The 14,623-nt window shown below is 35.5% G+C and carries 13 protein-coding genes and 1 tRNA gene; 7 read left to right on the top strand and 7 right to left on the bottom strand.

Going from position 1 to position 14,623, the window contains the following annotated elements; genetic code table 11:
* Positions 1-204: 204 nt before the first annotated feature.
* The 6 genes from ACFSQS_RS06190 to ACFSQS_RS06165 all read right to left on the bottom strand — a co-directional run bounded on the left by ACFSQS_RS06190 (position 205) and on the right by ACFSQS_RS06165 (position 5,795).
* The gene (locus ACFSQS_RS06190; protein ID WP_388015746.1) at positions 205-1,494 is read right to left on the bottom strand and encodes a hemolysin family protein; all 1,290 of its coding nucleotides are present in this window, start codon (positions 1,492-1,494) and stop codon (positions 205-207) included.
* Entirely contained in the window at positions 1,495-1,689 is a 195-nt protein-coding gene (locus ACFSQS_RS06185; RefSeq protein WP_388015743.1) for a hypothetical protein, read from the bottom strand.
* A 68-nt stretch (positions 1,690-1,757) separates the two neighbouring features.
* Positions 1,758-2,312: an LPS export ABC transporter periplasmic protein LptC gene (lptC, locus tag ACFSQS_RS06180; RefSeq protein ID WP_388015740.1), complete on the bottom strand. Its 555-nt coding sequence runs from the start codon at positions 2,310-2,312 to the stop codon at positions 1,758-1,760.
* 40 nt (positions 2,313-2,352) lie between these two features.
* On the bottom strand, positions 2,353-3,735 hold the full coding sequence (locus ACFSQS_RS06175; protein WP_388015737.1) for a hypothetical protein: 1,383 nt from the start codon (positions 3,733-3,735) through the stop codon (positions 2,353-2,355).
* 18 nt (positions 3,736-3,753) lie between these two features.
* A complete protein-coding gene (locus ACFSQS_RS06170; RefSeq protein ID WP_388015734.1) occupies positions 3,754-5,067 on the bottom strand; it encodes a hypothetical protein in 1,314 nt (437 codons plus the stop codon).
* A complete protein-coding gene (locus ACFSQS_RS06165) occupies positions 5,067-5,795 on the bottom strand; it encodes a type III pantothenate kinase (RefSeq protein ID WP_388015731.1) in 729 nt (242 codons plus the stop codon). Before ACFSQS_RS06165 ends, ACFSQS_RS06170 begins: the two co-directional genes overlap by 1 nt.
* Before the next feature lie 171 nt (positions 5,796-5,966).
* Here ACFSQS_RS06165 and ACFSQS_RS06160 point away from each other — a divergent pair.
* From ACFSQS_RS06160 to porT, 3 genes are all read left to right on the top strand, one after another.
* A tRNA-Phe gene (locus ACFSQS_RS06160) sits at positions 5,967-6,039 on the top strand.
* A 311-nt stretch (positions 6,040-6,350) separates the two neighbouring features.
* A complete protein-coding gene (gene ubiE / locus ACFSQS_RS06155) occupies positions 6,351-7,079 on the top strand; it encodes a bifunctional demethylmenaquinone methyltransferase/2-methoxy-6-polyprenyl-1,4-benzoquinol methylase UbiE (RefSeq protein WP_388015728.1) in 729 nt (242 codons plus the stop codon).
* Between the two features lie 2 nt (positions 7,080-7,081).
* Positions 7,082-7,813 (top strand): type IX secretion/gliding motility protein PorT/SprT, encoded by a 732-nt coding sequence (gene porT / locus ACFSQS_RS06150; RefSeq protein WP_388015725.1) that lies wholly within the window; start codon positions 7,082-7,084, stop codon positions 7,811-7,813.
* Positions 7,814-7,987: 174 nt separating this feature from the next.
* Here porT and ACFSQS_RS06145 read toward each other — a convergent pair whose 3' ends face one another.
* Positions 7,988-8,704: a TrmH family RNA methyltransferase gene (locus tag ACFSQS_RS06145; protein WP_388017201.1), complete on the bottom strand. Its 717-nt coding sequence runs from the start codon at positions 8,702-8,704 to the stop codon at positions 7,988-7,990.
* A gap of 323 nt (positions 8,705-9,027) precedes the next feature.
* Between ACFSQS_RS06145 and tamL the strand changes: the two genes are divergently transcribed.
* The 4 genes from tamL to ACFSQS_RS06125 all read left to right on the top strand — a co-directional run bounded on the left by tamL (position 9,028) and on the right by ACFSQS_RS06125 (position 14,601).
* Positions 9,028-11,583: a translocation and assembly module lipoprotein TamL gene (gene tamL, locus ACFSQS_RS06140; protein ID WP_388015722.1), complete on the top strand. Its 2,556-nt coding sequence runs from the start codon at positions 9,028-9,030 to the stop codon at positions 11,581-11,583.
* A gap of 200 nt (positions 11,584-11,783) precedes the next feature.
* Positions 11,784-12,851 carry a class II fructose-bisphosphate aldolase gene (gene fbaA / locus ACFSQS_RS06135; protein WP_388015719.1) on the top strand — a complete coding sequence of 356 codons (1,068 nt, stop codon included), beginning with the start codon at positions 11,784-11,786 and terminating at the stop codon, positions 12,849-12,851.
* A gap of 326 nt (positions 12,852-13,177) precedes the next feature.
* Positions 13,178-14,032: an acetyl-CoA carboxylase, carboxyltransferase subunit beta gene (gene accD, locus ACFSQS_RS06130; protein ID WP_388015716.1), complete on the top strand. Its 855-nt coding sequence runs from the start codon at positions 13,178-13,180 to the stop codon at positions 14,030-14,032.
* Complete coding sequence (locus ACFSQS_RS06125) at positions 14,029-14,601, top strand: thioredoxin family protein (RefSeq protein WP_388015713.1); 573 nt, start codon at positions 14,029-14,031, stop codon at positions 14,599-14,601. Before accD ends, ACFSQS_RS06125 begins: the two co-directional genes overlap by 4 nt.
* Positions 14,602-14,623 lie beyond the last annotated feature (22 nt).

The raw sequence follows: 14,623 nt of genomic DNA, 5'->3' as shown, positions 1-14,623 counted from the left end.
TTACAGTATCTAATCGTTTTTTTGATAAAATACAGTGCGCGAAAATACCATTTTCTGTTTAATAATAAAAGCCTAAAGAGGCTTTAATTGTGTTAAATGATATAGTTATAATATATTATGAGAAACTGGAACAAGTTAAGTTTAACGAAACAGTGTTTTTTTTTCCGCTATTGCCAACTGAATACTGAATACTGGAGACTGAAATCAATCGTCTTCCAAACATTTAAGGGCTATTAAATCTATTTTAGTGTTTGATACCTCTAAAATGGTAAACTGAAAGTTGTCTATAACAACAATATCGTCTTTAGCGGGAATTTCTTCGGTGTGGTTAACAATCAATCCGCCCAGGGTTTCGTAATTTTCGTTTTCCGGAAGATTCAGTTTGTAGGTTTCGTTTAGATAATCGACTTCCAATCGTGCCGAAAACATGTAATGCTGCTCATCAATTTGTTCTTCTGTTAAAACCACGGTATCGTGCTCGTCTTCAATTTCGCCAAAAAGTTCTTCAACAATATCTTCAACAGTCATCATGCCTTTGGTACCGCCGTATTCATCTAAAACCACTGCAATACTTTTGTGCTTTTTTGTAAGTACATTTAGCACGTCTTTTATAAGTACGGTTTCCGGGATATACTCTACCGGTACCATGGCCGATTTAATGTTTTTTGGTTTTTTAAATAGCTCGAAGGCATGTACGTAGCCTAAAATATCATCGACCGTTTCGTTGTAAACCAAAATTTTGGTACAGCCCGTTTCGGTAAAAAGGGCGTTAAGCGTTTTTATGGATTCGTTAATTTCTACGGCTATGATTTCGGTTCTTGGAATCATGACCTCGCGGGCTTTAACCTCAGAAAATTCCAAGGCGTTCTGGAATATTTGAATCTCGGAATCTATATCTTCATGTGCTTCTACAGATTCCATTTGCTCGCTAATGTAATTGCCCAATTCTACTTTGGTAAAAAAGAGCTGTATTTGGTCGCCTTCGGTTTTAAACAGATGTTTTAGCAGTAAATCTGATATCCACATCACAAAATCCGAAATAAAGGTAAAGAGCAGATAAAACACATAGGCCGGTACCGCTAAAACCTTAATAAGCGTGTTTGAATAAATTTGAAAAAACACTTTTGGCAAAAACTCTGCTGTAATTAATATTACCAGTGTCGAGATAAGGGTTTGCGAGAGCAAGCTTAAATCGGTTAGCATGTAATTTAGAAAACCCGACGCCGCTGGCAGCATAGACTGAAACCAATTAACAAGTACATCGCCCATAAAAAACCCATAGATAACCAACGCAATATTGTTGCCAATAAGCATGGTGGTAATAAATTTAGAAGGTTTTGCAGTGAGCCTGCTTAGTATTTTTGCAAGAATACCGTCTTGTTTTTTTTCAATTTCTATGTGGATTTTGTTTGAAGACACATAGGCGATCTCCATACCCGAAAAAAAAGCCGACAGTATTAATGAAACAATTATAATAATGCCATAAGTGCCCATTTACTTTGAATTGTTTCTGTTTTCCAATTTTTTGGCAAACTTTCTTCTGAAGAAAAACACAAATCCAGCAAGTACGCCCAATGCCAACGAAACATAGGCTTCTTGTGTGCCGTTGTTCCATTTTGAAATGCCATCGTAAATAAACAAAACGGCAAATACCAAATAAGCGTATTGAAAAATCTTAGAATATTTCATGTTTAAATTTGTAGATTATGTTTTGCAAAGGTAATCAAAATATAACAGCAGGGTTTGATAACTTGCCGTTATTCATCTAAAGTCATGGTACCTGTTAATTCAAGTACTTGTGCATTGCTGAATTTTGAATTAGAATCGAAACCATTGCCAAAATACACATCGCCTTGCTTTACAAATTTTACGGGTTTATTGGTAAACAACCACTCTGTAGCTTGGTCGTAAAACAATTGTTCGGCATATAGGGTATCGTTTGTGCTGGTTGTTATTTTTACGTTGCCCTGAAGGTCTATTAGTTTTGTTTCGCTGTAATTTATGGCATAATCGGCCACAACAACGTTTTTTTTGTTTTGGTCGTCAAAAATATCTAAGGTGATGCCGTTGGGGAATTCAAAAAAAGGAAAATCCCTGTTTTGGTAATTTAACATTTTCGGACTTAAAAGAATGGCCTTTACCTTGCCCGAATCGGTATGTATTAAGTTGATATTTTCGGCAATGCCAATGGGTTCGTTTTCTGATATGCCCATTTTCTGGACTTCTTTAAAGTTATCCTTACACGAAAAAAACAAAGCCACAACGCATGTTGTGACTATGTTTAGTAAATAATATTTATATGTCTTTTTCATTAATTATATTGAATAGCTATTCAATACTTTAATTGTTTGTTTAAACCGATGGCACGGTAACCGAAGCCCCTATCCAACAACCAATTTTTATAACTTGACCAGAGTTTGCGGCACTAAATATATCTGCTTTTGATGGTGCTTTTGCGGTATAACTAGCTGCCGATTGAGCTGCCGACTTTTTCAATGTTGGATCTACTCGCGCTGCTTTTCTAGCTTCGTCTGCGGCCAACCAATATACTGCTCTTTTGTTAAAAGTGGTATCGCCACAGCTGTTTGCGCTAGCTGCATACATAGCTGCAATAGCTAGGTGCGGGCGCCCATTTGAAGGATTAAGTTTTAAGGCGTTTCTATAATAACCTCTAGCTTGCCCATAGCGTCCTCGTTTTTTAAGTATTAAACCAATTCTGTTAGCCAATTTAGCTTTTTTAAAGGTGTCGGTTTCTAAATCGTAAGCTTCTTTAAAATAGGCTTCGGCTTCGCTTGTTTTGCCTTTTTTAGATAGAATACCAGCAACAAAAACCTTGGTATCTGCAGATGGCGACAACTCATCGTAAGCTTTTACTAATTTTTCATAGAGCGGATCGTCTGTACATTCTTTGTAGAACATTCTGCTTACCGCACGTTTTAACCATATGGCATCGTTTTTGTATTCTTCGAAATCTTTTTGGTACAGCGGTATTAGGTTTTCGCAATTTGCCCTTTTACCTAATTTACTATCTACACTTTCAGAAATTTTATCGTAAGCTGTTAAATAACTGGAGTACGATTTTTTATATCTTTTTTCTCTACTAGTTAATGGCGTACCTGCGTCTTCTTTTTCAACTAACTTATTTAGTTTTTCTGAATAATTTTTAACCTCTTCTTCAATTTTTTCAACTACATCATCGTATTTGTTAAACAAGGATTTGGCGTCTTTACTACCAGCATCATACAAATCTACCTTTAAGGAAAAATAAGTATATAAGCTTTTTGGATTGGTAAAAGTAGCTTTATCTAGCTTGTAAGCTGCATCAAAACACTCATAAAGCTCTGCATCGGTTTTGTTTAATTCTTTTTTGTAATCGTACATTAATTGGCAAGCTTTTGCGGCATATTCGCCCTTTGGTGTTTTACTGGCAAAGTGTGTAGCTCTTTCTTCCCATAGTTTTAACAAATCGTTTAAATACGCTACTTTATCTGCGCCTGCAGATTTTTCAATTTTATCATCTAAAATACGCTCGCCATAAACATAAATGGCTCTGTTGAATTTAGGGTTGCGCTGCCTTAACTCCATAAATGGTTTATAAGCTGCCTCGTAGTTTTTTGCTTTGGCGTACTCTGTCATAATTGACAATGCTGCCATATCTTCTTCGTTACTTTGCGCATTTATTAGGTTTAACCCTACAAATAAAAATGTAAATAATAGTGTAATTTTCGCCTTCATGATAATGATTTTATATTTTTAGTCGTACTTTCTTTTATTGAACCATCTGTCGTTCAAAGATAAGCTTAATTGGAAATTAACAAAATTCTCTTGAATTAAGTTGCTGTTTTTGGTACCTCGCTTACCTATTTCGAAGCCTATATTAGCATTAGAAAACATTCTAATATCACCAACTGGTAAACCTACTCCAAAAGATATGCCAAACTCTTTGATTGATTGGTTATTTATGTTTAACCCTGTTTTTTCTGACCGGATACCTGCGCGATACACCACCCGTTTAAAGTACCCATCGAGGGTATTGAAATTGGGGATAAAAAACCCGCCAAAGGAAATGGTTGAAGCATCTTCGAATTTAGTAGTGCTGCTACTGTATAAAACATTTGAAAAGTTACTGGTTTTTTGTGTTGTGTATTCGCCACCAATAAACCATTTTCTGGGTTCGCCAATACCTGCACCAAATGAAAATTTGGATGGCAAGATTAAATCGGTATCTTTTAAACCAATGGCCTCCAAGTCTAATTCGATTGTATTAATTGTAAACTCCTGCCCTGTATTCTGGTTAATGCTAATTGTAGAAAACGAACGCTCGTTTTGCGAAGTCAAGCTACTTTCTGGCGTATAGGTAATGCCTGTAACAAGCTCTAGCTTTTTGGTTAGCATCTTTTTGTAAGATAGGCCAATGTTAAAATTCAGGCCGCTTAAGTCAGAGCGGTTAGTTTCGCGAGATTGGTGTTGCGTTAGTACGCCATCGCTATCATAAAGAAACTCAATGGTTGCATTTTGTATATTACCAAAGTTATAATGTGCATCAACACCAATACTTAAACCTTTAGCAAGCATATACCCAATACCTAAATACGCTTTGTTAACGCCACCTTCTCCTCTAAATCTGTTAACGGGTCTTTGGTCTGCATTAAGCGACTCTAATTTATAACCCACGGCACTGTATGGCATAAGCCCAAAACCCAACCCAAATTTACCCATAGGTACAGATAACGCTAAATAATCAAACGTGGTTGATGTAGCATTATCGCTACCCGAATTGCTTTTTAAGTCTATACTTGTATAACTGCCACCAACCGTAAACTTAACAGGCCTGGTTTGGTTGTTGTAAAAGGCTAGATTTTCGCCAGCATAGGAGGCCGGATTTCGTAAATTCACATGGATACTATCGGTATAAATGCTTAATCCGCCCATGCTTCTGTTTTCGGCAGTACCTTTAAACTTAAGGCTTCCAATACCGTAAAACGAATATGGCGAAGCTGTACCTTGTTGAGCGTAACTCTGGATTGCGAAAAAAGCAATAAAAACTATTACAAGTTTTTTTATCATTAGATTGAATTAAATTGTAAAATATGGTTTAGTCCCTCTAAAAGAAAATTAGAGTTGGCAAATATGCTACTTTTTAATTGTTTAGACAAGAAATTAGCATCGCCCCCTGTTAAAATAACTGTTAAATCTGGATATTTTAGTGCGTAATCTTCTATCAGGCCATCAATTTCCTTTAAAACCCCATTTATAACTCCAGAATGTATTGAAGCGTTTGTAGAATTTCCGGTTACTGCGTTAGGCATTTCTGTATCTAACAACGGTAAATTAGCGGTTAAATTATGCAGCGATGTGTAGCGCATTCTAATACCCGGGGATATGGCGCCTCCTAAATATTCGTTTTTGTTGCTAACAAAATCGTAGGTAATGCAGGTACCGGCATCAATAATCAATGCATTGTTTTCTGGAAACTTATGTACCGAAGCACTAACCAAAGCTATTCTATCTATGCCTAGTGTATTTGGTGTAGCATATAAATTTTTAAAAGGCAGTTTAGCATGAGAATTTAAGAGCATTAAATCATATTGCTTATCGATGTGGTTTATAGCTTCATCGTTTAATTTCCCGACAGAAGATATTATGGCCCGTTTTATGGGTCTGTACTCAGCTTTAAGCAGGTCGATATGTTTTAAAAGTTGCTTTAAATCAACAACATCCTTTCTCAAAATGTTATCTTCCCTAAAAACAGCAAGCTTTACATTGGTATTGCCAACATCAATAATTAAATTCATATAAATTAAAACGCTAAAATTACAAAACCAGCAACAATTAAAATCTTAATTATTTTATAATATTAACTTTAAACCTATGCTTATCAATTATATACTACAAAAGTATAATTTTTTGTATTTTTATTTTGGCGAATAACAAAAATGAATATATATTTGCAACCGCTTTGGCGAGGTACCTTAGCTCAGTTGGTAGAGCAAAGGACTGAAAATCCTTGTGTCCCTGGTTCGATTCCTGGAGGTACCACAAAAAAAATCCCGAAACTTTAATGTTTGCGGGATTTTTTGCATATACACATTATTATAATTCATGGCGGGTTTTTAAAAAAAGTAAAAACCGCGCTATACGTTACTAGTTTTGGCTCGATGCGCCCCTCGCCAAAAGCTAACCACTGCTATCGCTCCCGCTCCAATCTGCCAAAACCAGTTTATAATTTACACACACTACATTTTTGCCTAAGTTTAGCACAAAAAAAAACTTAATCAAGTTAATGCTACCCATCGTTTAATACTTTAAATTAAAAAAAATATGTAGGTTTGTCAAAAAAAAAAAAAGTCTTGTCTAAAATTAAACCATACAAAAACAGCGAACTAGGAAAAAAAGAACAGGTAACCAAAATGTTCGACACCATTTCTGGTGATTACGACGGGCTAAACCGCGTAATTTCTTTTGGAATTGATATTAAATGGCGTAAAAAGGTGGTTAAATTGGTAAAAGAACAACAACCTGAAACCATTTTAGATATTGCCACAGGAACCGGTGATTTGGCCATTAATCTTGCCGAAACCAATGCCTCCAAAATTATTGGTTTAGACATAAGTAGCGGGATGCTGGAAATAGGGAAGGAAAAAATAAAAAAGAAAAATTTAGAGCACAATATTGAAATGGTTTTGGGCGATTCTGAAAACATGCCTTTTAAAGACAACACCTTTGATGCCATTACCGTAGCCTTTGGTGTACGCAATTTTGAAACTCTTGAAAACGGGCTAAAAGAAATACTTCGCGTTTTAAAACCAAACGGCATTTTCGTGATCTTAGAAACATCGATGCCCAATAAAACACCCTATAAACAAGGATACAATTTTTACACAAAAAACATATTGCCACTAATTGGCAGAGTCTTTTCCAAAGACAAAAGTGCTTATAAATACCTGTGCGAATCGGCATCGGTTTTCCCTTATGGCGAAGCCCTAAACAATATTTTACGCGAAATTGGGTTTATTAATGTTGAAGATTTTCCGCAAACCTTTGGGGTAGCTACAATCTACACAGCATCAAAACAATAAAAATGAAAAACCTTTTTCTGTTATTAGTATTCTTACTATTTGCCCAAGCATCAAACGCACAGTTGTTTAAAAAAGAAAAAATAACTTATGATGCCAATCAAGGAAGAGGTACTACAGATAACAACTTACTGCGCTGGGGCTATTTTTTAGGGATTAACAATTACGATTTTAATTTTGATTACAAGCAAGACCTGCGCGATATTTACGTAAAAAGAAGCCCTGGTTTTAGCGTAGGTTTAATAGGTAATTTGCGCATAAACAAGTTTATCGATCTGCGTTTAGAACCCGGTTTGTTAATTACTACCCGAGAGCTATTTTACAGCCAAACGTATTTTAGCGGTTTCCCAGATTTAAACAGCTCAGATTTAACCAGGGAAGTAAAATCGACCTACATACACATCCCATTACTGGTAAAATTTTCCACTAAGCGTATTAACAATTTTAAGCCGTTTATTGTAGGTGGGGTTTCTACGGCCTTAAACCTTTCGAGCAACGAAACCAACCCGAACGATAATAGCAACGGGCAATTCCGTACCAAGAAAAACATGTTGTTTTACGAACTGGGTTTTGGTATCGATTTTTATTTGTACAATTTTAAATTTACCCCATCCATTCGTGGGCTTTTTGCTATAAACGACGAAATAGTTAGGGATACCGACCCCAACAGCCCATGGACCAGTAATATTGCCAGTATGAAAACGCGTGGGGTTTTTATTAATTTTACTTTTCAATAAAAAAATTATTTGGCAGTATTCAGCCTACAGTTGGCACTCATTGTGTAACATAAAATAAATCACTAACAAATACAATATTTTTAATATACCTCCAAAAACCAAAATTTTAAAAGCCTAACTTACAACCACTCTGGGTACAAACTGTAAACCAAATACTACCGACTTAAGACTAATTCACCTTCTAAATTCACTCATCAAAATAGCGGTTGCTGTAGCCACATTTAAACTTTCGGCAGCTTGCAAATTGCCAAATCTTGGAATTGATATTTTCTCGTTTACAACAGCTTCAATGGCTTTTGAAACGCCGTTGGCTTCGTTTCCCAGAACTAAAATCCCTTTTTTTGGTAATTGCTTTTTATACACATTTTCTCCTTCCATAAAAGCCCCAAAAACGGGTACTTCTGTTTCTTTTAAAAAATCGACCAAATCCACATAATTTACATTAACCCTGGCAATAGACCCCATGGTGGCCTGTAATACTTTGGGGTTAAAACAATCTACGGTTTCTTTGCTGCAAACCAAATTGGTAACCCCAAACCAATCGCAAAGCCTTATAATGGTGCCTAAATTTCCTGGGTCTCTAACGGTATCGAGCGCCACAGTTAATCCGTTTGTATTTATAGGTTTTGGCTCCGGAATTTTAAAAACCGCCAAGGCTTTATTTGGCGTGGTTAAAAAACTAATGCGATTTAATTCAGTTTCAGAAATTAAAATTTCGTCTTTGGCATCAATATTGAATGTTTCTGTAGTGTATAATGCGTGAAGCGTTAATTTAGATTGTAATAGTTCTTGTATTGTTTTTTTGCCCTCGACAACAAAAAAACCATTTTGCAATCTATATTTTTTTTGCTTTAAACGCGTTATTAATTTTATCTGGTTTTTAGAGAGCATCAAATTTATGTTAGTATATTGGTTTATGGCAAAAATTAATAACATATCGAATGTCGGTCTGGGCGCAGTCTATGGTATATGAAATACCGTTTTCAAAAGCATTGTTACAGCGCTCAATAAAACATTTTTTAATTTTTGCCATGTACTCGGTTTAGGTTATTAGTTTTAATTTTATAAAGAAATGAAAAAAATCGATGTTACTAATCGCTATTGAAAAAAAATAAAAATAAACACAGTAAATAATGTATTTTTGAGCTCATTAAGAGTAAATTCATTATTTCTTTATTTAAAATAATTTACAATCTGAATTAATTAAATTTCATTTGAAACAGCAGTTCCCAAAAATACTATTATTAGTTTTTATTACCGGATATTTTTTCTCGTGCAATACGGTAAAAAGAGTTGCCGACGATGAGCATTTACTTTTAGAAAACACAGTAATTGTAAATGATAAAAAAAACAATACCGAAATAATAAACGATCTATTGCACCAAAAACCAAACAGCAAACTTCCTTTAATTGGTAATTTAAGGCTTAACATATACAATTTGGCGCGCCCAAACCGAGATTCTATTTTTGAAGCTTGGCTAGATAAAAAACCCAAACGGCGCGAACGCTTAAAAAAAACCTACTCGCAAAAACAAGTAAACAGGCTTAAAGAAGCTGCCATAGGCTTTAACAATTGGCTAAAAAAAACAGGCGAACCACCAGTAATTGTTAACCCTAACAAAACAAAAAAAAGTGCAGAGCGCTTAGAGGCTTATTATAAAGCCTATGGCTGGTTTGACCATGAGGTTTCGTACAACATTATAAAAAACAAAAACAAGCGCGCCTCTGTAGAATATAAAATAAACACCGGCAAACCTTACCTTATCGATTCGATATACACCAGCATAAGCTCGCCACTGCTAGACTCGCTTTACAGAGCATCGAAAAAAGAAAGCTTTGTAGTAAAGCAAAACCAATATAAAGACATCGATTTAATAAACGAGCGCAAACGTCTGGAACAAAACTTCAGAAATTCCGGCTTGTACCATTTCTCTCAAGATAATATTGAGTTTGATGTGATTTACGACAACCAAAGCAAGCTGGTAGATGTAGATGTAATTATAAAAAACAGGGCCATAAGAACCCAAGACACCACCATACGCAAACCATTCAAGATTTACACCATTAGAGATGTAAACATTACAACCGATTACACATTTGAAAACAGAGGCAAGCCTTTTCAAGAATCCATATCGTACAGCGGCTTCAAACTAAACAGTTACAATACTATAAAATACCGCCCAAAAGCTTTAACCGATGCTATATTTATAAACCCGGGCACTGTTTTTAAAGACTTGGACAGAACCAGAACCTTTAGGCATTTAAACGAGTTGCGCACCTTTAAATACCCCGATATAAATTATGTTGAAAACCCAGATTCAACGCTAACGGCAAACATACATTTAACCCCATTAAAAAAATTCGGCCTGGGCTTTAGTGCAGAGGCATCGCAAAGCAACATACAATCTTTTGGCTTTTCACTAAACCCAAGCCTGCTTATTAGAAACATATTTAGAGGCGCAGAAACTTTCGAGGTATCTGCCTTTGGCTCTATTGGGGCCTCAAAAGATGCAGCCAACAAGCGCGACCAGTTTTTTGATATTAACGAACTTGGTGTCGATTTAAAATTAACCATTCCCAGACTGTTTTCTCCGTTTTACACAGAAAACATAGTGCCTAAATATATGCTGCCATCTACCAGAATCAGCCTTTCGGCAACCAGCCAAACCAATGTAGGACTGGACAAACAAACCTTTACAGGCACATTTAATTACAAATGGAACCCAAATAGCATTGCTACTAACAGGCTCGATTTGTTTAACGTGCAATATGTTAGAAACCTAAATATCGGGAATTACTTCGGAATTTACCAAAACGCCTTTTCAACCCTAGAGAATATAGCGCTAAAGCGTTACACCAATACACCATCGGAATTTATTTCTTTAGATGAAAACGGCAACCAAACCTTAATAAAAGAAAGTGCAGACCCTTTTATAAACCTGGTTTTAAACGACAATAGTTTTGAAATCAGCAATCCAACCGAATACAAAACCGTAAACAGTATTGACGAACGTAAAAAACGACTTACAGAAAACAACCTTATTTTCTCGTCCAGTTACAGCTTTACACAAGATAAACGCCAAAATTTATTCGACGAAGATTTTTCGATCTTTCGTTTTAAAATTGAAGCCGCAGGCAATTTATTTGCAAACACCTCTAAACTTTTAGGGTTCAACAAAAACGAAAACAACCGCTACGAACTGTTTAACGTGGCCTACTCGCAGTATATAAAAACAGAATTCGATTATATAAAACACTGGGATTTAGGCAGAAAAAACGTGTTGTCATTGCGCGGTTTTTTTGGTATCGCCATACCTTACGGCAACTCGTCCAGCATCCCTTTTTCCAAAAGTTTCTTTGCCGGTGGCGCCAACGATAATAGGGCTTGGACCGCCTATGGCCTGGGCCCGGGAAGCTCTGAAACCACAGACGAGTTTAACGAAGCCAATTTAAAACTAGCCTTTAGCTTAGAACAGCGCTTTAACATCTTCGAAAACTTAAACGGCGCCGTTTTTATCGATTTGGGCAACATCTGGAATGTGCTGGACGATGTTGAAGACGACAGCGCCACCTTTACTAAATTTAGCTCCTTAAAAGACATAGCCATTGGCTCTGGTTTTGGCTTTCGTTACGACTTTAGTTTTTTTGTGTTCCGGTTCGATATAGGCTTTAAAACCCACGACCCCTCTTACAGAAACCAAAACCGATGGTTTAACGATTACAATTTTGCCAACGCAGTGTATAACATTGGCATAAACTATCCGTTTTAAATCGCAAAAAAAAGCATCATTTTTTTTTCGATTTCTATTAAAAATTGTTTTGCTCGCTTTCGCGGAAACCTTACTTTTTCATCAAATAAACTATAACGTTTTAGTGCGGTTTTAGTGTTTTCAATTTATAAAAACCAGACAATTTACTTAAAAATTGATTACTTTTGAAACTTACTAATTATTAATCAATTAAATAAAAAATGGGACATAATATAAAACCAGGTGTTGCAACAGGCTTAGAAGTACAGGCTATTTTTAACCATGCAAAAGCTAATAATTATGCACTTCCTGCTGTTAACGTTATTGGTTCAAATACTATAAATGGCGTTTTAGAAACCGCAAGAGATTTAAACGCTCCGGTAATTATTCAATTTTCTAATGGTGGCGCACAATTTAATGCCGGAAAAGGCCTAAACAACGATGGGCAAAAAGCAGCCATTGCAGGTGCTATCGCCGGTGCAAAACACGTGCATACCCTGGCCGAGGCTTACGGTGTTCCTGTAATTTTACATACAGACCACTGTGCAAAAAAACTATTGCCTTGGATTGATGGTTTATTAGATGCCAGCGAGGTACATTTTAAGGAAACCGGAAAATCATTGTTCAGTTCGCACATGATCGACCTTTCGGAAGAACCCATTGAAGAAAACATAGAAATCTGCAAAACCTATTTAGAGCGCATGTCTAAAATGGGCATGACTTTAGAAATAGAATTAGGCATTACAGGCGGTGAAGAAGACGGCGTGGACAATACAGATGTTGACGATTCCAAACTATACACACAACCCGAAGAAGTAGCCTATGCCTACGAAGAATTAAGTAAGGTAAGCAACCAATTTACCATTGCTGCGGCATTTGGTAATGTGCACGGTGTTTATAAACCAGGAAACGTAAAACTAACACCAAAAATATTAAAAAACTCTCAAGAATATATATCTAAAAAATATGGCGTTGAACATAACCATATCGATTTTGTGTTCCATGGCGGATCGGGCTCAACAGTTGATGAGATTCGAGAAGGCATAAGCTACGGTGTAATTAAAATGAATATCGATACCGATTTGCAATATGCATTTATGAGCGGTATTCGTGATTATATGGGCGAAAAAGACGAGTATTTAAAATCGCAAATAGGCAACCCCGATGGCGACGATGTACCAAACAAAAAACATTACGACCCACGTGTTTGGTTGCGAGAAGGCGAAAAAACCTTTGTAGCACGATTAAAAAAGGCATTCGAAGATTTAAATAACGTAAACACCTTATAACAAAGGTTAATTGTTACACAACACACAATAAGGTCTTGTAATGTTACAAGATCTTTTTTTATTTATATCACACAAAAACATTATATTACAAACCTATTATTGGAATTTAGTTAATAAAATTACCATGGCGTTACCACAAAATTAAAATAAAGGTTTAATTTTGTGGTCGGGCTTTCGGCAGTCGCTTCCCAATAAAAATTGGGAGAGCTTCAACAAATGCCTCAATCCCTAACGCAATTGTCATTCCTGCGTAGGCAGGAATCTCATAATGCTAACTAAATTTTAAAAGATTCCCTTCTACAAGGGAATGCAAAAACAAAATCATTATGTCTTGGTTTAAAAGAAAAGATAAAGGAATACATACCAGTACTCAAGAAAAAAAAGATACACCAAAAGGACTTTGGTACAAATCGCCAACAGGAAAAATAGTTGACACCGAGGAGTTAGAACAAAACTTTTATGTAAGTCCAGAAGATGGATACCATGTTAGAATTGGTAGCAAGGAATATTTCGAAATTCTTTTTGACGACAACAAATACAAAGAATTAGATGCGAATCTGGAATCTAAAGACCCCTTAAAATTTGTCGATACCAAAAAATACCCTGAGCGTTTAAAAGCCGCCCAGGAAAAAACCAAATTGAAAGATGCGGTACGCAATGCCGTAGGAAAATCGAAAGGTAAGGATTTAGTAGTATCCTGCATGGATTTTGCTTTTATTGGGGGCTCTATGGGAAGCGTTGTTGGCGAAAAAATTGCCCGAGCAGCAGATTATGCCCTAAAGAAAAAAATCCCATTTATGATTATCTCAAAATCTGGAGGTGCTCGTATGATGGAAGCTGCATTATCGTTAATGCAACTTGCAAAAACATCTGTAAAATTAGCTCAATTAGCAGATGCTGGCATACCCTATATTTCACTTTGTACAGACCCAACAACTGGTGGAACAACAGCATCATTCGCCATGTTAGGCGATATTAACATTGCAGAACCAGGAGCCTTGATTGGTTTTGCAGGCCCAAGAGTGGTAAAAGATACTACAGGAAAAGAACTACCTGAAGGTTTCCAGACTTCGGAGTTTTTATTGGAACATGGGTTTTTAGATTTTATTACCCACAGAAAAGAACTAAAAAACAAGGTTAACCAGTATATTGATTTAATTACAAATCAGCCTTTGAGATGATTTTATTCGTTAGACATCATAAGTATTTAACTCCAATCGTCATATTAATAATCGCTCTTTTTTCATGTAAAAGTTCTAAATCTCATCATTCAGCAACAGAAAATAAATACAACTACAAAAAAGAAAAAGGGGTTTTAATTGGTAAAATCCCCTTGTCAGAAATTCAAGATAATGACATAGATTTTAAATGGTTTTCTAAAAATTATAAAAAATATGTTGTTAAGCAAGAAATCATTTTAAATGTAAAAGAAGAACTTAACAATATTAATATAGATGTTTATCTTGGTACTTGGTGTGATGATACAAAAAGAATGCTTCCTAAGTTTATTAAAATTCTCGATTTCCTGAATTATGATACTAACAAAATAAATTTTATTGCTTTGAATAGACAAAAAAAAGGTATTAAGCAAATAAATAAAAAGCTTAACATAACAAATGTTCCTACAATAATATTTTATAAAAACAATAAAGAGATAAATAGAATAGTTGAAAATCATGTAATTTCATTGGAATCTGACATAAAAAATATACTCTCTTTAAATAATTACGCTCATTCTTTATCAGAATAAAAAACCTTTATTTGTAGTAAAA

It is taken from the genome of Gelatiniphilus marinus, assembly GCF_042684345.1.
In the GTDB taxonomy this organism is placed as follows: domain Bacteria; phylum Bacteroidota; class Bacteroidia; order Flavobacteriales; family Flavobacteriaceae; genus Gelatiniphilus; species Gelatiniphilus marinus.
Note: the sequence above shows the minus strand (reverse complement) of the source record. Positions and strands in the feature narration are given on the sequence as shown.